The sequence below is a fragment of the Bacillus sp. LJBS06 genome, assembly GCF_016924995.1.
Lineage (GTDB): Bacteria > Bacillota > Bacilli > Bacillales > Bacillaceae > Bacillus > Bacillus stercoris.
In genome coordinates this window covers 2,028,220-2,048,532 of sequence record NZ_CP070483.1, presented here as the reverse complement: position 1 = coordinate 2,048,532, position 20,313 = coordinate 2,028,220, and the positions used below count along the sequence as shown (strand labels likewise).

Sequence of the window (20,313 nt, the reverse complement as noted above, 5' to 3'; positions counted from 1 at the left end):
ATGAACATGACAAAATCGAATTCAATTCAGGATATTTATCCGCTGTCTTACATGCAGGAAGGGATGCTTTTCCATTCCCTCCTGCAAAAAGATTCACAGGCATATGTTGAGCAAGCTTCTTTTACAATAGCAGGAAAAGTCAATCCGCAGTATTTTCAAAACAGCATCAATGCTCTTGTCGCAAGACACGATATTTTCAGGACGATTTTTATCAGTCAAAATGTTTCCTCTCCCCAGCAGGTTGTCCTGAGAGAACGCAATGTCGTCGTGCAGGAAAAAGACATTACGCATTTAAACAAAGAGAAGCAATCACAGTTTATCGAACAATTGAAAGAAAAAGACCGCGCTCAAGGGTTTCACTTGCAAAAAGATCTGCTCATGCGCATCACTCTGATTCAAACAGGAGAGGGCCAATACACTTGTATTTGGACCTTTCATCACATCATGATGGACGGCTGGTGCCTCAGCATTGTGTTAAAGGAGTTTCTTCATATTTATGCATCTTATGTAAATGAATCCGCTATATCACTAGAGCCGGTTCAGCCATACGGAAGGTATATCAAATGGCTGATGGAGCAAGACAAAGAGCAGGCGGTTTCATATTGGGATCATTACCTTTCCGGCTATGAACAGCAAACCATGCTCCCAAAACAGAAAAAAACAAAAGGGAGAAGCAGGCAGGAACACGTTACGTTTTCATTCTCTAAGAAAGAAAGCAGCAGGCTTTCGGAGCTTGCAGCAAGAGAAGAAGTAACACTCAGTACGATTTTCCATACCATTTGGGGCATTCTGCTTCAAAAATATAATAATCATTATGACGCCGTATTCGGTTCTGTCATTTCAGGAAGACCCGCCGAAATCGAAGGCATTGAACAAATGGTAGGTCTTTTCATTAACACGATACCGGTTCGGGTACAGGGGGTAAAAACACCATTTCTACAGCTCATAAAAGATATGCAAAAAGACCGACTTGCCGCTGAAGCATACAGCTACCATCCTTTATATGAAATTCAAGCCCGGTCAGCGGTTAAGCAAGGGCTGATTGACCATATTCTCGTATTTGAAAACTATCCGGTGCAGCAAGAGATTCAAATGCTCAACAAACAGGACCATGCTTCAGATCTTTTTCAGATTCATAACTTCACTGTGGCAGATGAAACCAACTACAGCTTTTATCTTATGGTAGCGCCAGGAGAAGAAATCCATATAAAAATGAGCTATGATGCTGAGCAGCACGATCGGTCTTTTGTGCTTTCTATCAAGGAGCATCTTCTGAATGTTGTATCGCAAATCTTACACAATCCGAATCTTCCACCTGGTGAAATCGAGATTACAACAGACACTGAAAAGCGGCAGCTGATTGGAGAAATCGCAGATCGAACACCAGTTTACGAAACCATCCATGCCATGTTTGAAACACAAGCAGAAAAGACGCCGGATGCTTATGCGGTAATTGATCAAGCCTGCTCGTTAACATACAAAGAACTGAATAAATCGGCTAACAGATTGGCGCGGCATTTACGAATGAAGGGTGTTGTGAGACAGGAGCCCGTTGCAATTATGATGGAACGCTCAGCGGCGTTTATCACAGGTGTTCTTGGAATCTTAAAGGCAGGCGGCGCTATTGTTCCGATTGATCCGTATTATCCAGCTGACAGAATCCGTTATATTCTAAATGACTGCGACTGTTCGCATGTTGTTTCACAAGCGCATCTTTCCTCATCGTTAGAAAACAATTACATTATCACTCATGCAGAAGATATCGAAAGCAAAGAAGACGGCAGTAACATGAAGTCAGTCAACAATGCGGACGATCTGCTGTATATCATTTATACGTCAGGTACAACAGGTAAACCAAAGGGTGTTCAATTTGAGCATCGAAACATGGCTAACTTGCTGAAGTTCGAATATGCACACTCTGGCATTGATTTCGAAGCAGATGTTCTGCAATTTGCGACGCCTGCCTTTGACGTCTGCTATCAAGAAATATTTTCTGCGCTTCTTAAAGGCGGCACACTGCACATCGTGCCAGAAGTCATAAAAAGAGATGTGCCCCAGCTGTTTGCATTTATAAACAAGCAACAGACGAATATTGTGTTTCTCCCAACTGCTTTTATCAAAATGATTTTCAGCGAGCAGCAACTGGCGAACTCGTTTCCTTATGGCGTCAAACACTTGATTGCAGCCGGGGAACAATTAATGATTTCAGACCTTTTCCAAGAGGTTTTACATGAACGCGACATACACCTGCACAATCATTACGGACCTTCAGAAACTCATGTCGTATCAACGTATACCATTCATCCGGGAGATTCTATTCCGGAGTTTCCACCAATCGGTAAACCGATAAGCTGTACTGATCTATATATTTTGAATCATCAAAAACAGCTGCAGCCCTGCGGCGTACCAGGTGAACTCTATATTTCCGGCGCAAGTGTTGCCAGAGGGTATGTCAATCACGATAAACTGACACGCGACAAATTTTCATCCGACCCATTCAGGCCTGGTGCGATCATGTACCGTACAGGTGATTTGGCCAGACGGCTTGAAGACGGCAACATCGAATATATCGGACGGGCAGACAATCAAGTGAAAATCAGGGGTTATCGAATCGAGCCGCAAGAAATCGAAGTCACGTTAATGAATCATCCGGACATAAAAGAGGCTGCCATTCTCATCAGAGAAGATGAAAACGGTGAACATGAATTATGCGCTTACTATTGCAGTGTACAAAAGCTGAATGCAATAGATTTACGCAGCTATATGGCTAGTGAGCTACCAGAATACATGATTCCGGCGAAATGGGTATGGGTTGACAGCATACCTCTTACCCCAAATGGCAAAGTAGATCAATCAGCACTTCCAGAGCCAGATGCTTCGATCAGCGGAAATCCATATACTGCTCCTCGTAATCTGTTAGAGGCAAAGCTTTCACAACTATTTGAAGATGTGCTGAAGGATGGCTCTATTGGCATCCAAGACAACTTTTTTGACCATGGCGGCCACTCTCTAAAAGCAACAGTGCTGATGTCACGGATTGCAAAGGAATTTCATGTGCAAGTTCCGCTTAAGGACATTTTTGCCTATCCGACAGTGGAAGGGTTAGCTTCAATCATTCGAAATGCAGAAGAAAATCCGTATGCAGCAATTGAACCGGCAGAAGAAAGGGAGGCATATCCTGTATCTTCCGCTCAAAAACGGATCTATGTGCTTCAGCAGCTTGATGAGGGTGTCGCCTATAATATGCCTGCGGTCTTAGAACTGGAAGGGACACTGGATGTCGCTAACCTGTCTGCTGTATGTAAAGAACTGATCAGTCGGCATGAGCCTCTTCGAACTTCCTTTGTATCCGGGGCAGATGGCGAGCCTGTTCAGCGTATTCACACCGAGGTACCGTTTGAATTAAGCAGAGAGACCGATATCGAGAGATTTGTTCGTCCCTTTGATCTCAATCAAGCGCCGTTATTTAGAGCGGGTCTTGTAAAAGTGTCGAACAAGAAGCATGTATTGCTGGTAGATATGCACCATATTATTTCAGATGGCGTATCCGTTCAGCTCCTAATCCGAGAATTCACCGATCTTTATGCGAAACGGCAGCTTAAGCCGCTGCGGATCCAGTATAAAGATTACGCCGTCTGGCAGCAGCTTTTTAAAAAGGGAGACTCGTATCAAAAGCAGGAGACTTACTGGCTGCAGCAGTTTAGCGGAGACCTCCCTGTACTAGAGCTTCCTACAGATAAACGCCGTCCGGCAGAACGGCAATTCGCTGGCGGAAAAGTAACCTTTCAAATGGATAAAGAGCTCACGTCCCGGATAAAACAGCTCGCCCATAAAAACAGCAGCACACTTTACATGACACTGCTCGCTTTGTATTCAGCTTTTTTATCACGGCTAAGTGCTCAGGATGATATCGTAATTGGTTCACCTATCGCCGGACGGCCCCATGCCGACCTTGAAGCTGTTCTTGGGATGTTCGTCAATACATTGGCTCTCCGCACACGCCCGGCCGGTCATAAGACATTTGAAGAATTTCTGAAAGAAGTCAGACAAACGGCACTGGAAGCGTACGAGCATCAGGATTATCCGTTTGAAGAGCTCGTGGATAAACTCGGCGTGCAGCGGGAAATGAGCCGGAATCCACTGTTTGACACAACGCTTGTCCTTCAGAATATGGAACAGCAAAAGCTGAAAATGAAAGATGTACAGCTTCAATGGAAGGACTTGCATCATCCAATATCAAAATTCGATATTTCCTTGTATGTTACAGAACACGATTCCGAACTTTTCTGTCAGTTTGAATACAGTACAGCTTTGTTTGAGAAAGAAACCATCCAAAGGTGGGCCGGCCTTTTCACCACGCTTGTGGAACATACAGCTGCCAGTCCTGAAACAGAATTGGACAACATCCCAATCTTAACAATAGGAGAAGAGAGAGAGTTCATTGAAGCATGCCATCCGGTTCAGGAGACGGGCTATCTGATGAATCAAACGCTCCACCATGCACTCGAACAGCAGGCAGCAAAAACGCCTGATCAGACAGCCGTTATCTTTGAAGCTGGAGCGATGACCTATAAAGAATTGAATGAACAGGCTAACCGTATCGCCTGGGAGCTGATTGGACGGGGAGTAAAATCTGAAACCACAGTTGCCATTATGGGAAGGCGTTCGCCTGAAATGCTGATTGGCATTTATGGCATTCTTAAAGCGGGCGGCGCTTATCTGCCCATTGACCCGGATTATCCGGAAGAACGAATCAGCTTTCTGCTCAAAGACAGCGGTACAAACATTCTCCTGCTTCAGTCTGACGGCTTTCATGTTCCGGCATTTGCAGGAGAGATTCTTTATCTCAATCGGACAAATAACGGGCTGAAACATCGTTTGTCCAATCCGAATGTTGACGTTCTCCCGCAATCTTTAGCCTATGTCATCTATACATCCGGCTCTACCGGGATGCCTAAGGGCGTTGAAGTTGAACATCGATCAGCGGTGAATTTTTTGAATTCCCTTCAGTCCCGTTATCAACTGAAGCAATCAGATGTGATTATGCATAAAACATCTTATTCATTCGACGCTTCAATATGGGAGCTGTTTTGGTGGCCTTATGCCGGTGCTTCTGTTTATCTGCTTCCTCAGGGAGGCGAAAAAGAACCTGAAGTGATTGCAAAGGCCATAGAAGAACAAGAGATCACAGCTATGCATTTTGTGCCTTCAATGCTACATGCCTTTTTAGAACATCTAAAAAATCGCTCTGTACCGATGAAGAAGCCAAACGGACTCAAGCGGGTGTTTTCCGGCGGAGAGCAGCTGGGGGCCCATCTCGTCTCCCGATTTAGCGAGTTGCTTCCAAATGTTACATTAACCAATTCCTACGGGCCAACAGAGGCAACTGTAGAAGCTTCATTCTTTGATTGTCCGATGCATGAAAAACTTGAACGAATTCCTATTGGCAAACCTGTTCACCATGTCAGATTGTATATTCTCAATCAGAAGCAGCGGATGCTGCCTGCCGGATGTATCGGTGAACTGTACATTGCCGGAGCGGGTGTGGCCAGAGGCTATTTGAATCGGCCGGCCTTAACGGAGGAGCGTTTTCTTGAGGACCCGTTTTACCCGGGGGAACGCATGTACAAAACAGGGGATATAGCCCGCTGGCTCCCTGACGGGAATATGGAATTCCTCGGCCGCACGGATGATCAGGTGAAAATCCGCGGCTACCGGATTGAGCCTGGAGAAATTGAAGCGGTGCTTAGAAGCATAGAAGGCGTCAGAGAGGCAGCCGTTACCGTACGGACAGACAGCGGCGAGCCGGAATTATGCGCTTATATAGAAGGACTCCCGAGAAACGAAGTGCGGGCGCAGCTGGAGAGACGGCTGCCGGGCTACATGATCCCAGCCCATATGATCGAGATGGAACAGTGGCCGGTTACGCCAAGCGGAAAGCTGGACCGGAACGCCCTGCCAGCTCCTAACGGAGCGGCAGATGCAGAGACCTACACAGCGCCAAGAAATGTGACCGAGATGAAGCTTGCCCAGCTGTGGGAGGACGTCCTGAAAAATGGCCCTGTCGGGATTCATGACAACTTTTTTGACCGCGGAGGACATTCCTTAAAAGCAACGGCGCTTGTCTCCCGAATCTCAAAAGAATTTGATGTACAGGTGCCGCTGAAAGATGTGTTTGCCCATCCGACGATAGAAGGACTGGCTTCTGTTATCCGTGAAGGAACGGACAGTCCATATGAAGCAATAAAGCCGACGGAACAGCGTGAGACCTATCCGGTTTCATCTGCCCAAAAGCGGATCTATGTCCTTCAGCAGCTGGAGGACGGGGGGACAGGCTACAATATGCCGGCGGTATTGGAGCTGGAAGGAAAGCTCAATCCCGAAAGGCTGGACAGGGCTTTCAAAGAGCTGATCAAGCGCCACGAATCGCTGCGGACCTCCTTTGAACAGGATGGAGGCGGTGAGCCGGTGCAGCGCATCCATGACGAGGTGCCGTTCACATTACAGACGACAGTTCTCGGCGACCAAACTGAACAGGAGGCCGCAGCCGCGTTTATCAAGCCGTTTGATCTCAGCCAAGCGCCGCTGTTCCGTGCCCAAATCGTAAAGATATCTGATGAGCGGCACCTTTTGCTGGTTGATATGCATCACATCATTTCAGACGGTGTTTCCGTCAACATTCTGATTCGGGAATTCGGAGAGCTGTACAACAACCGGGCCCTTCCGGCGCTTCATATTCAATATAAAGACTACGCCGTATGGCAAGAAGGATTCAAAACAGGAGACACGTACAAAACGCAGGAGGCGTACTGGCTGAAGCAGCTCGAGGGCGAGCTGCCGGTGCTGGATCTCCCGGCTGATCAACCCCGCCCGCCGGTGCGAAGCTTTGCGGGTGACAAGGTCTCCTTTACGCTTGATCAAGAAGCGGCATCAGGGCTTCACAAGCTGGCACGGGAGAACGGAAGCACACTGTACATGGTGCTCCTTGCGGCCTACACAGCGTTATTGTCACGCTTAAGCGGACAGGAAGATATCATCGTCGGCTCGCCAATTGCCGGCCGGCCGCACAAGGATCTGGAGCCGATACTCGGCATGTTTGTGAACACGCTGGCGCTGCGGGCACGCCCGGAGGGCGGGAAGCCGTTTGTACAGTATTTGCAGGAAGTGCGCGAGACTGCACTGGAAGCTTATGAGCACCAGGATTATCCGTTCGAAGAGCTTGTCGATAAGCTTGAATTGACAAGGGATATGAGCAGAAACCCGCTGTTTGATGCCATGTTAGTTGTCCAAAATAATGATTACGAGCCATTGCAACTGCATGATTTGCAAATGAAGCCGGCACAAGTTTCTCATCTCGTGTCTAAGTTCGATTTAACATTACAAGCATCTGAAGGTGACGGAAACATCCATTTCCTTTTTGAATATTCAACAGCACTGTTTGAGAAAACCACCATTGAACGCTGGGCGTCGCACTTGACAAATATACTTCGCATCATCGGCAAACACCCGGAGGTGACACTCAACCATATCGACGTCCTGACACAAGAAGAGCGGAACCAGCTGCTCAATGAGTTTAACACCGGGCAAGCGAATCAGTACGAAGTACAAACCATCAGTCAATTGTTTGAGCAGCAAGCTGCGCGAACACCAAAAGCGTCTGCACTTGTCAGCGGAGACAAAACACTGACTTATCAGGAGCTAGACGAGTGGTCCAATGGAATCGCACACACATTGCGCAGCAGAGGTGTTAAACCGGACACACCAGTAGGCATCATGGTGCATCGTTCGTTTAGTATGGTGGCAGCCATACTGGGTGTGTGGAAAGCCGGAGGCTGTTACGTGCCCATTGATCCTACATACCCATCGGAACGGAAACGATATATTCTCAGCGACAGCGGAACGAAACTGCTAATGACAGTAAATGAAGCGGATTGGGGAGAACTTGCTGATTTTGAAGGAGAGGTCTTGACGATAGAGAGCGCGGAGGCTTATGACAAATCGCCGCTGCCGCAAGTGTCGTCTGCCCATCATTTGGCTTATATCATTTATACTTCAGGAACGACGGGCCGTCCAAAAGGGGTGATGGTCGAGCATAAAGGGATTGCCAACACGCTTCTGTGGCGGCAAAACGCTTATGCATTCAACGAGACAGATGCCATCTTGCAGCTCTTTTCTTTCTCATTTGACGGCTTTTTAACTAGTATGTTCACACCGCTTTTGTCAGGTGCAAAAGCAGTTCTGCTTCATGAAGAGGAAGCAAAGGACATTCTGTCCATTAAGCATCAGCTGTCTCGTCACCGGATTACACATATGATTATTGTGCCTGTTTTATATCGAGCGCTTTTGGACGTAGTGCAGCCGGCAGATGTAAAGACACTTAGAGTCGTCACACTAGCGGGAGAAGCAACTGACCGCGAATTGATCCACCGCAGCTTGGCCATTTGTCCGCATACCGAACTCGCCAACGAATATGGGCCTACAGAAAACAGCGTGGCAACAACCGTCATGAGACATATGGAAAAGCAGACATGCGTAAGCATCGGCCAGCCGATTGACGGGACTCAAGTACTGATTTTAAATAGCAGTCATCAGCTTCAGCCAATCGGTGTTGCGGGAGAACTTTATATAGCTGGAACAGGGCTTGCAAGGGGGTACGTCAATCTTCCGGAACAGACAGAGAGAGCCTTCACAAAGAACCCATTCAAACCTGAAACACGAATGTACCGAACAGGAGACGCCGCCAGATGGATGGCCGACGGAACACTCGAATATCTGGGAAGAATCGATGATCAAGTCAAAATTAGAGGATACCGTGTAGAAACGAAAGAAATTGAATCGGTCATCCGTTGTATAAACGGTGTACAAGACGCCGCAGTAGTTGCTCATGTAACAGCGTCAGGACAAACCGAATTAAGCGCTTATGTTGTGACAAAACCAGAGTTGAGCACAAATACTGTACGCTCAGAATTACAAAACAAGCTGCCGGTGTTTATGCACCCTGCGTTTATTGAAAAACTGGATGCACTTCCATTGTCACCTAACGGTAAGCTGGATCGCAGAGCACTTCCGAAACCCGTATCGAAGAGCGGAGCTGAACGTCCATTCCTCGCGCCAGCCAGCAAGATGGAACAAATACTGGCGGATATATGGACAGAAGTACTGGGGGCAGAAAAAATCGGAACTGCTGATTCGTTCTTTGAACTTGGAGGAGATTCGATCAAAGCGTTACAAGTATCCGCGCGGCTTCATCGGATAGGAAAGCAAATGGCAGTAAAAGATTTGTTTAGCCATCCGACCATTCAAGAACTGGCAGCTTATATCCGTGATTCAGATACAAGTTCCAGCCAAGCTGCGGTTGAGGGAGACGTACAATGGTCGCCTGTTCAAAAATGGTTTCTTTCTCAAGAGATAAAAGAAAGACACCATTTTAATCAGTCCGTTATGCTGCATCGGAGCACTTCTGTACAAGAGGAAGCACTTCGTAAAACGTTAAAAGCAATAACGTGTCATCATGATGCGCTGCGGATGGTATTTACACAGATTGAACAAGGAAAGTGGAGTCAATATAATCGGCCGCTCAGTCATTCGGACGACGCGCTGTACGGCCTTCAGATTATTGATTTGTCGGCTCCGGACGGCACTGATGGTAATAGACCGTATGAATCTCTTATCAAAACCCATGTACTTGATATTCAGCAGAAAATGGATTTGAAAAATGGTCCGCTGCTGCAAGCCGGTCTTTTTCACACAATTGACGGTGATTTCTTATTTTTATCTGCTCATCACCTCGTTGTTGACGGTATTTCGTGGCGAGTGCTGTTAGAAGATTTGGCTTTAGGCTATCGTCAAGCTGCAGGCGGGGAAGAGATTCAGCTGCCCCCTAAAACAAGCTCATTTAAAGCGTATACGAAAAAGCTCTCTGACTACGCTGAAAGCCAGCAGCTAATGAAACAGCTTAAGTATTGGCGCGAAACCGAAGAATATCAAACAGAAGCACTGCCTTTTGATCAAATCGGCGGAACCAGAGAAAACGAGAGAAAACGGTCCACGATTTCGTATACCTTAAACGAGAAAGAGACAGTTGCGCTCTTAAAAGACGCCAACAGCGCATATAACACTGATACGCAGGACATGCTGCTGTCTTCTGTCATTCTTGCGCTGCACCATTGGACCAATCGATCCGCCTTCAAACTATCCTTAGAAGGACATGGTCGAGAGGGTGTATTAGACGGGATAGATGTGAGCCGTACGGTTGGATGGTTTACCGCCATTTATCCGTTATTGGTTAAACTGAACACAGACTTGCCAGCTTCGGAAGAATACATGGTTCATGTGCTAAAAACAACAAAAGATACACTGAGACGCGTACCGGACAAAGGATTCGGCTACGGTGTCATTAAATATTTGACGCCGCCTGACAAAAAAGACATCAATTTCACAGGCACGCCAGAAATCAGCTTCAATTATCTGGGGCAATTTGAAAGCAGCGGCCCAGCTGAAGTACCTGAAGAGGACTCCTTCTCATTCTCTCCGCTTGGTGCAGGAGATGATATCAGCACAACATGGAATCGTGAACAGTTACTGGATATCAGTGCAATCGCTGCAGAAGGGAAAATGACTGTCAATATGACTTATGACACTACCCGTTTTGAGCACAAAACCATCGAACAGCTTAGCGAAACATGCCGTCAATGTTTATTACAGCTGATCGAACACTGCCAGAACAAAAGAGAAACAGAAAAGACCATCAGTGATTTTGATGACCAAGAACTAACCGAGGACGCCCTGCAAGAGATTGCTGATATGCTCAGTTTTCACTAATGAATCCGTGAAGAAAGGTGCAGACATTATGAATAACATCAAAAAAATCAAGAACATTTATCCTCTGAGTCACATGCAGGAGGGAATGCTCTTTCATTCCTTCCTCCGTAAAGAGGAAGGGGCATACGTTGAACAGTCGCTCTTCACCATTAAAGGAAGCCTCAGTTATGAATGGTTTCAGCGCAGCATTCAAACCATCATCGACCGCCATGACATTTTCAGAACCGTCTTTTTGCCGCACGTCCCGCATTTGTCGGGACCTCGGCAAGTCGTGATGACTGAACGCGAATTTCATTTGTGCAGTGAAGACATTTCCCATCTGCCAACAAACGACCAGAATGAGTATATTGAATGCTTTAAGGAAAGAGACAAACAAAAAGGCTTTGATTTGCAAAAAGACATGCTGATGCGAATTTCTCTGTTCAAAACAGCTGAAGAGGAGCATGTCTGTGTCTGGAGCCATCATCACATTTTAATGGACGGCTGGTGCCTTGGCATCGTACTTCAGGAATTTATGCAGATTTATCAATCTATCTGTACAGGTAAAACACTTTCTTTAGCCCCTGTCCGTCCGTACAGCACCTATATTTCCTGGCTGACAAACCGTGACAAAGCACAAGCGGCGGAGTACTGGGATTCATATTTAAAAAACTACAGCACCCCATCACCGCTGCCTCGTGTGTCTGATAAAGAAACAAAAGAGGGGTATCTCCGTGAAGATTTGGTATTTTCATTAAGTAAGTCACTGACTGACAAGCTGAAAGAGAGTGCCAAACAACACGGCGTCACCCTCGCTACCCTAATTCAGGCCGTCTGGGGCGTTATGCTCCAGCAATATAACCGCACCGACGACGTTGTATTTGGTGCGGTTGTATCAGGCAGACCGTCAGAAATTCCGGGCGTGGAGCAAATGATAGGATTGTTTATCAATACCATTCCGGTTCGCATTAAAACACAGCAAGACGAAACGTTCCAAGAACTGCTCAGACGATGCCAGAAAGAAATGCTGGAAGCTGAGCCGTTTACCTGTCAGCCTCTATTTGATATTCAGGCAAACACAACATTAAAACAGGAACTGATTGATCACATTTTCGTCTTTGAAAACTATCCGTTACAGCAGAAAATCGCCGATTCCGCTGATCATACCGATTCACCGCTGCAAATCGATCAAGTTCAAGTATCCGAGCAATCAGGATATCACTTTAATCTAGTCGTTGCTCCCGGCGAAGAACTTGTCATCAAATTCAGCTATAATGCGTTCGTTTTCGATGCTGCCTGGATCAGCTGTATCAAGAGGCAATTTACGCAAGCACTAAGCACAGCTGCACATTATCCTGATATTCCTATTGCTGATTTTTCTTTTCTTGATGCAACAGAAAAAGAGCAGATTGTCACACAGTTCAACAATACAAAAACAGAGTATCCAAAGAATCATACAATTATCGATTTATTTCGAGAACAAGCAGAAAAAACACCAGACCATACCGCACTTGTATATGGGAATATGTCTTTTTCGTATGAAGAGCTTGATAAACGCTCTAATTCACTCGCCAGAGCGTTATATCAAAAAGGGTTTCGGAAAAACGAGACAGCCGGCATATTGGCTGCACATTCTCCCGAATTCATCATCAGTGTGCTTGCCGTTTTAAAAGCAGGGGGAGCATACCTCCCGCTTGATGCTGAGCTCCCTCCTGAACGAGCCAGCTTTATGCTTGAGGAAACACAAGCAAAAATGCTGATTGTTCAAAAGGGGCTGGAGCAAACAACTGCATTCTCAGGAACAAGTATCATTTCAGATGCGCAGGGATTGATGGAAGAGAACGATATCCCTATCAACATCAGCTCCAGCCCAGATGATCTTGCGTACATCATGTATACCTCAGGATCAACAGGCCGGCCGAAAGGCGTCATGATCACCAATCGCAATGTCGTGTCCCTTGTCAAAAACAGCAATTATACGTCTGCGTCCGTTAATGACCGATTTATTCTGACTGGATCTATCAGCTTTGACGCCGTCACCTTTGAAATGTTCGGGGCGCTATTAAATGGTGCAAGCCTTCATATCATTGATCAATCGACACTGCTGTCACCTGATCGGTTTGGGGCGTATTTGATTGAAAATGACATCACCGTGCTATTTTTAACGACAGCTCTTTTTAATCAGCTGGCACAGGTACGAGCAGACATGTTCAGCGGGCTCCATACATTATATGTCGGAGGAGAAGCACTCTCTCCCGCCCTGATGAATGCTGTCAGACATGCCTGTCCTGATCTTGCGCTTCATAATATTTACGGACCTACGGAAAACACGACATTTTCAACCTTTTTTAAGATGAAAAGAGATTATGCAGGGCCGATTCCGATCGGGAAACCAATCAGCAATAGCACCGCTTATATCTTAGATGCAAAAGGGAAACTTTTGCCAATAGGCGTTCCCGGCGAGCTTTGTGTAGGCGGTGATGGAGTCGCAAAAGGCTATTTGAACAGAGAAGATCTGACAAATGCTGTTTTTTCTCCACATCCTTTCTTGCCTGAAGAAAGAATATACCGTACCGGTGATCTGGCGCGCTGGCTGCCCGATGGAAACTTAGTATACATCAGCAGGATGGACAGGCAGATGAAAATCCGCGGAAAACGAATTGAGCCCGCCGAAATTGAAGCGCGCCTGTTAGAAATGGAAGGTGTGCAGGAAGCGGCAGTGACAATGAGAGAAATTGACGGAGAGGGACAGCTGTACGCTCATTACGTCGGCGATGACAAACGAACAGAAAAGGAGATACGTGCCGATTTGACGCGTGTGCTCCCAGACTATATGATCCCACAGCACTGGGTGCGTGTGGACCGGATGCCGCTGACCGGAAACGGAAAAATAGACCGCAGCGCTCTTCCTATACCAGAAAATAAGCCTGACAAACGGAAGGACATCACACTGCCAAGAAACTTGGTTGAGGAAGAATTGGCGAACATTTGGAAGCATGTTCTCGGTGTCAACACAATCAGTATTGATGATGACTTCTTTGCACTTGGCGGACATTCACTAAAAGCACTGCAGGTCATACACACCCTGAAGCACCAGCAGAAAATTGATATACCGATTGATTTGTTATTCGAACATCCGACAATCGCTCAGCTTGCCGAAACACTTTACTCTAAACAGCTGACAGACGCAAATGAACAGCATGTGATCAAACTGAACCAGCACGGCGCGCAAAACTTGTTCTGCTTCCCGCCGATATCAGGATTTGGCATTTATTTCAAAGACCTTGCTTTATTGCTGAATGACAAGGCATCTGTCTACGGATTTCACTTTATAGAACACGACACCCGCATTGAACAATATGTTAATTGCATCACGGACATACAGCCTGAAGGCCCATACGTTTTATTAGGCTACTCCGCAGGCGGAAACCTGGCTTTTGAAGTGGCACAGGCTATGGAGCGCAAAGGATTGGAAGTCAGCGACTTCATTATCGTGGACGCTTATCTCAAAAAACAGTCTTTGCCTATCGATACAGGAAATGACGAATCTGCAGCATATCTGCCTGAAGCGGTCAGAGAAAAGGTGATCAAGAAAAAGAGAAACTATCAGGCATATTGGGCACAATTGCTGAATGAAGGGCACATCAAAGCAAACATTCATTTCATTGAAGCTGGAATTCAAACCGAAACCAGCGGGCATACAGGCTTGACGAAATGGGAGGGAGCCTGTGGAACCTACAGTGAGTACACGGGCTTTGGCGCTCATAAAGACATGCTGGAAGGAATATATGCTGAAAAGAATGCTGACATCATCCTCGACATAATAGACAAGATCACTTTAAATAACGCGATACTGCAAAAACGATAAGCAAATTAGCGGACAGAGGCATGCATTCTCTGTCCGTCTTTCTGTTTGTACAAGAATGGATAAAGGACACTAGGGAATGATAACATCATCCTTTTTCTTGGAGGCTTCCCATGGATCACCTATCTTTTCTTACATTTATCATGCTGATTCTAGCCAGTTACAGGCTAACACATTTGATTGTATTCGACAAAATCACAGAATTTATCCGAAAACCTTTTATGAAAAAGAAAAGGATTGTAGATCAAAACGGGCATGTAGACGAAAAAAGCGTGCCGGCTTCTAATTTTGGATACATGCTCAATTGCTACTGGTGTGCCGGTGTTTGGTGTGCCATCTTGATCGGACTTGGCTATCTTTTTTTGCCTCGTATTGCTATACCGCTGATCTTTATTTTAGCCATCGCCGGGGCACAAGCGATCCTTGAAACCGCTGTCGGTGTCGGCGTAAAACTCATTGATGTGTTAAAAAGCCTGCAAACCATGATGAATGATAAAAAGTCCTAAAAGCGGCTCACAACATGCTTTAGGACTTTTTTCGTTTATTTAGTGAGATAGACATAAATCCTGATTTCTTCATTCTGTTAATCACCCTTTTATAGCCCGGGAATACCGTAATAGCGAATAGTGAAAGTGATGTAATGGGGGAGAAGAAACAGAATGAAGGTTTGCCAAAAGTCGATTGTCCGTTTCCTTGTCAGCTTGATCGTCGGAACGTTTGTCATCTCCGTTCCGTTTATGGCCAATGCACAGTCTGACAGGGAGCTGAGAGCCGTATGGATAGCTTCCGTATTGAACATTGATTGGCCGTCAAAAAAAGGGTTATCGGTTGAAAAGCAAAAGCAGGAGTATAGCAAACTGCTGGATGATGTACAAAAAATGGGAATGAATACCGTTATTGTTCAGATTAAACCGACGGCTGATGCCTTTTATCCATCCGCTTACGGACCTTGGTCTGAATACTTAACAGGTGTCCAAGGGAAAGACCCGGGCTATGATCCGCTTGCATTTATGATTGAGGAAACCCATAAACGAAATTTGGAATTTCACGCGTGGTTTAATCCTTACCGTATTACAATGAATCATACAGATCTTAATAAATTGTCTGAGGATCACCCGGCAAGAAAACATCCAGATTGGGTTGCCGCCTATGGAAACCAGCTGTATTATCATCCAGGCATTCCAGAAGCGAGAGATTTTATCGTCAAAGGCATTGAAGAAGTCGTAAAACATTATGATATCGATGCTGTTCATATGGATGATTATTTTTACCCTTATAAAATAGCAGGACAGGAATTTCCCGATCAAGCACAGTATGAACAATACGGAAAAGACGCTTTTTCTAATATCGATGACTGGCGGCGGGACAATGTGAACCAGCTTGTCAAACAAATCAACCAAACAATTAAAGCTGCAAAACCGTATGTCAAATTCGGCATCAGTCCCTTTGGAGTATGGAGAAACGCCGCAGATGACCCGACCGGATCGAATACAAAAGCAGGCGTCAGAAATTATGACGATCTATATGCAGACACAAGACATTGGATCCAAGAAGGCGACATCGATTATATTGCTCCGCAAATTTATTGGAGTATCGGCTTTAACGCAGCGGCGTACGACGTGCTGGCTGATTGGTGGAGCAATGAAGTCAAAAATAGGCCTGTTCACTTATATATTGGCCAGGCAGCATATAAAATCAATAACAATTTTGATCCGCCTTGGTCCGACCCTGAGGAATATGTGCGGCAAATCACTTTGAACCGCCAGCTTGAACTGGTGAAAGGAAGCATGCATTTCAGTCTCAAGGATCTCAACAAAAATCCGCTTGGCATCAAAGACAGGCTCATCGCCGATCTTTACAGCAAGCCGGCACTGGTTCCGCAAATGCCTTGGCTTGACAATACCGCCCCAAAAAAACCGAAGCTTACGAAAGTCACCGAAGACAAAAACGGCAATTTTCTACAGATTAAAGATCACCCATCAAATCTAAAAACGAAAGAAACAGCCTATTATGCGATATACAGAGCCGAAGGGAAAAAGCAGAGAACATTGCTGGCAACGCAAAGAAAAACACATGAGCAGCAAACCTTCTTAGATAACACGGCAGATCCTAACAAGAAATATACGTATTATGTCACTTCAGCAGACCGGCTTCATAACGAAAGCAAGGCTTCCAAACGAACAACAAAATAAGAAATGAGAAGGACGGCTTTCTAAGTCGTCTTTTTTAGTGATTTTGGAGACAGGAAACGATGGTAAATCGCTGTATTTTTTTAAAAAACAAAGGTGAGATTCACATAAATATTGGAGGCGGTGTTTGGACATTTTCCATTATTGGAATCTGAGAAATTAGTACTAAATAAAATCGAAGAGAAACACGTACAGGACGTGTTTTACGTTTTCATTTCTAGTCTGGTTAGTTGCCACATTATTTTTTGTGCTGTTCGGAGATGCTGTGTTGACTGATCCGGCTGAAGAAGCCTTTTTGCCGAACTTTCTTCTCTTGGGAGCGGGCACCGCTCTTGTTTTATGCCTTGTGTTCTTTCTCTATCAAAAACTCGATCAATCACAGTTCGCGGTGATCAAGCTAGGTATATGGGGATCAGCGGTCGGTTTATTGATTGATACGATTTCCCTTTGGAATCATCCCCTCATCTTCCCGGCTTTATCAAAGGGTCAAGTTATTGCGTTTGCGATATGGATGGTATGCGCCTACGGATTCAGTTTTAATTTTCAGACTTTTCTTGTCAGGGAATGATTATAGAACTCGCCTAATAAAATGTTACAAAGATGTGAAGGGGGAAACGACGTGAATTTTGAGCTGACAAAAGAACAACAAATGGTGCGTGAAATGGTAAAAGATTTTGCGAAAAAAGAAATTGCTCCTCACGCTGAACATGTAGATCAAACGGGCGAGTTCCCGATCCAAACATTTAAAAAAATGGGTGAACTCGGGCTGATGGGTATTCCATTTCCAGAAGAGTACGGCGGATCTGGCGGTGATACGATTTCATATGCCTTAGCGGTTGAAGAAGTCGGCAAAGCTTGCGGCAGTACTGGATTAAGCTACGCTGCAGCGGTCTCATTAGGCGCCAGCCCTCTTTATTACTTTGGAACAGAAGAACAAAAACGGACGCATTTGACGCCGCTGGCTTCGGGAACAGCACTCGGATCATTCGGCCTGACGGAACCAAATGCCGGCTCAGATGCGGGAGGCACTCAAACAAAAGCGATTTCAAATGGTGACGAATATGTAATCAACGGCGAAAAGTGCTGGATCACAAATGCAAGCTACGCACGGACAGTTATTGTGACCGCGGTAACAGGCAAAAACAAAGACGGAAAAAACATCATCTCCGCATTGATTGTGCCAACTGACACACCAGGACTCACGATTACGAGCCCGTACGATAAAATGGGCGTCCGCGGTTCGAATACAGCAGAAATTTTGCTTGAGGATGTAAGAGTGCCTGCGGGCAACTTACTCGGCGATCCAACAAAAGGATTTAAACAATTTCTATATACGCTGGACGGCGGGCGAATCTCCATTGCTGCTCTTGCGGTTGGCATTGCCCAGGCGGCACTTGACGCATCATTGGCATATGCGAAAGAACGGAAGCAATTTGGACAGCCGATTTCTTCCTTCCAAGCGATTCAATTTAAGCTTGCTGACATGGCGATGGAAATTGATCTGGCACGGCAAATGGTGTTAAAAGCCGCCTGGCTGAAAGACCATAATCGTCCGTTCACAAAAGAAGCGGCGTACGCCAAGCTGTTCGCTTCTGAAATGGCGACTAGAGCTTGCAATCAAGCCATTCAAATCCATGGAGGTTCAGGATATATGAAAGAGTACGGGGTGGAACGGATGCTGCGGGATGCAAAATTAATGGAAATTGGTGAAGGCACATCTGAAATTCAGCGCCTCGTGATCGCCAGACAGCTTTTAAAATGAAAATGTAAACGCTTTCTAATCATTAAGAAAGGAGGAACAATCAATGGCTGAACTCATCCATTCCACAATCGGCAGGCTGCTGGAACAAACAGCTGAAGCGCATCCCGCTCGAGACGCTGTTGTTTATCCAGACCGGAATATCCGCTATACGTACGCCCAATTTGACAGTCTGTGCCGTCAAACCGCTAAAGGTCTCATGCGGATGGGGATTGGAAAAGGAGATCACGTCGCCATATGGGCTTCTAATATCCCTGAATGGCTTGCCGTGCAGTTCGCAACTGCGAAGATCGGAGCCGTGCTCGTAACCGTCAATACCAATTATCAAGCACACGAGCTTGATTACTTGTTAAAGCAATCGGATGCCGCGGCACTTATCATCATGGATTCATACAGGGGCACTTCTTATCCAGACATCGTGAACAGTTTAATACCAGAACTGCAAGAAGCAAAGCCCGGCCAACTGAAATCTGAACGCTATCCCTTTTTAAAAACGCTGATCTATATTGGCAATAAACGATTGCCTGGCTTGTATCAGTGGGACGATATAGAGATATTGGCAAAAACAGTGACAGATGCTGAGCTGGAAGCAAGAATGAACAGCCTGGATAAAGACGATGTGATTAACATGCAATACACATCAGGAACAACAGGGTTTCCAAAAGGCGTGATGCTGACCCATTTTAATGTCATCAATAACGCTGCCAATATCGCTGAATGTATGGCTTTATCCGCTCAAGACCGCATGTGCATCCCGGTTCCGTTTTTTCACTGCTTCGGATGCGTGCTCGGGGTTTTGGCATGTGTGTCCGTCGGGGCAGCCATGATACCTGTTCCAGAATTTGATCCCGTTACCGTCCTTAAAACGGTAGAAAAAGAGAAATGCACAGCGCTGCATGGTGTGCCTACCATGTTTATCGCCGAGCTGCATCATCCGGATTTTGATGCATATGATCTATCAACGCTCCGAACAGGCATCATGGCCGGCTCTCCCTGTCCAAGTGAAGTAATGAAAGCTGTGATTGAAAGGATGGGCATGAAAGACATTACAATCGCCTATGGACAAACAGAAGCCTCGCCGGTCATTACGCAAACGAGGGCAAATGATTCCTTCATAAGAAGAGTCGAAACAACCGGCCGAGCCCTGCCGCATACTGAAGTGAAAATTGTAGAGCCCGGGACATGCCAAGAAGTTCAAAGAGGCGTGCAGGGAGAGCTATGCACCCGCGGCTATCACGTCATGAAAGGCTATTATAAAGACAAAGAAGCGACCAGAAAAGTAATCAATCATGACGGATGGCTATTTACAGGAGATCTTGCTGTCATGGATGAAGACGGGTACTGCCGTATCACCGGAAGATTAAAAGATATGCTCATCAGAGGCGGGGAGAACATTTACCCGCGGGAAATTGAAGAATTTTTATACCGGCATCCCGCTGTTTTAGACGTACAGGTCGTTGGTGTGCCTGACGCCAAATTCGGGGAGGAGGCTGCAGCCTGGATTAAACTAAAAGACGGTAAAAGCGTTTCATCTGATGAGCTTAAAGCCTATTGCAAAGGAAAAATCGCCCGCCACAAAATTCCGCGTTATGTGATTTTTACAGACGACTATCCGATGACGGCTTCAGGTAAAATTCAAAAATATAAACTGCGAGAAAAAACCATTGAAATGTTCAACTTATCATCAACTCAATGAGGTG

At 45.8% G+C, this 20,313-nt stretch carries 8 protein-coding genes; all 8 read left to right on the top strand.

What is annotated here, in order from left to right:
- The first annotated feature begins 6 nt into the window (after nucleotides 1-6).
- The 8 genes from JQX68_RS10210 (at nucleotide 7) to JQX68_RS10175 (ending at nucleotide 20,309) form a co-directional block, all read left to right on the top strand.
- A complete protein-coding gene (locus JQX68_RS10210) occupies nucleotides 7-10,821 on the top strand; it encodes a non-ribosomal peptide synthetase (protein WP_205440637.1) in 10,815 nt (3,604 codons plus the stop codon).
- Between the two features lie 7 nt (nucleotides 10,822-10,828).
- A complete protein-coding gene (locus JQX68_RS10205) occupies nucleotides 10,829-14,668 on the top strand; it encodes a non-ribosomal peptide synthetase (protein WP_147772429.1) in 3,840 nt (1,279 codons plus the stop codon).
- A 110-nt stretch (nucleotides 14,669-14,778) separates the two neighbouring features.
- Nucleotides 14,779-15,171, top strand: a complete 393-nt coding sequence (locus JQX68_RS10200) for a DUF1360 domain-containing protein (protein WP_014476970.1) — start codon at nucleotides 14,779-14,781, stop codon at nucleotides 15,169-15,171.
- Between the two features lie 153 nt (nucleotides 15,172-15,324).
- Nucleotides 15,325-16,857, top strand: coding sequence for a glycoside hydrolase family 10-like protein (locus JQX68_RS10195; protein ID WP_147771960.1), 1,533 nt, complete (start codon nucleotides 15,325-15,327; stop codon nucleotides 16,855-16,857).
- Between the two features lie 108 nt (nucleotides 16,858-16,965).
- Entirely contained in the window at nucleotides 16,966-17,130 is a 165-nt protein-coding gene (locus JQX68_RS10190) for a hypothetical protein (RefSeq protein WP_129093188.1), read from the top strand.
- Nucleotides 17,120-17,422 carry a DUF5367 family protein gene (locus JQX68_RS10185; RefSeq protein WP_147771959.1) on the top strand — a complete coding sequence of 101 codons (303 nt, stop codon included), beginning with the start codon at nucleotides 17,120-17,122 and terminating at the stop codon, nucleotides 17,420-17,422. Before JQX68_RS10190 ends, JQX68_RS10185 begins: the two co-directional genes overlap by 11 nt.
- Before the next feature lie 51 nt (nucleotides 17,423-17,473).
- Complete coding sequence (locus JQX68_RS10180; protein ID WP_014664158.1) at nucleotides 17,474-18,616, top strand: acyl-CoA dehydrogenase; 1,143 nt, start codon at nucleotides 17,474-17,476, stop codon at nucleotides 18,614-18,616.
- A gap of 43 nt (nucleotides 18,617-18,659) precedes the next feature.
- On the top strand, nucleotides 18,660-20,309 hold the full coding sequence (locus JQX68_RS10175; RefSeq protein WP_147771958.1) for an AMP-binding protein: 1,650 nt from the start codon (nucleotides 18,660-18,662) through the stop codon (nucleotides 20,307-20,309).
- Nucleotides 20,310-20,313 lie beyond the last annotated feature (4 nt).

Coding starts and splice junctions, on each gene's coding strand:
- JQX68_RS10210 (WP_205440637.1), top strand. CDS start 7: ATGACAAAATCGAATTCAATTCAGGATATTTATCCGCTGTCTTACATG.
- JQX68_RS10175 (WP_147771958.1), top strand. CDS start 18,660: ATGGCTGAACTCATCCATTCCACAATCGGCAGGCTGCTGGAACAAACA.
- JQX68_RS10195 (WP_147771960.1), top strand. CDS start 15,325: ATGAAGGTTTGCCAAAAGTCGATTGTCCGTTTCCTTGTCAGCTTGATC.
- JQX68_RS10200 (WP_014476970.1), top strand. CDS start 14,779: ATGGATCACCTATCTTTTCTTACATTTATCATGCTGATTCTAGCCAGT.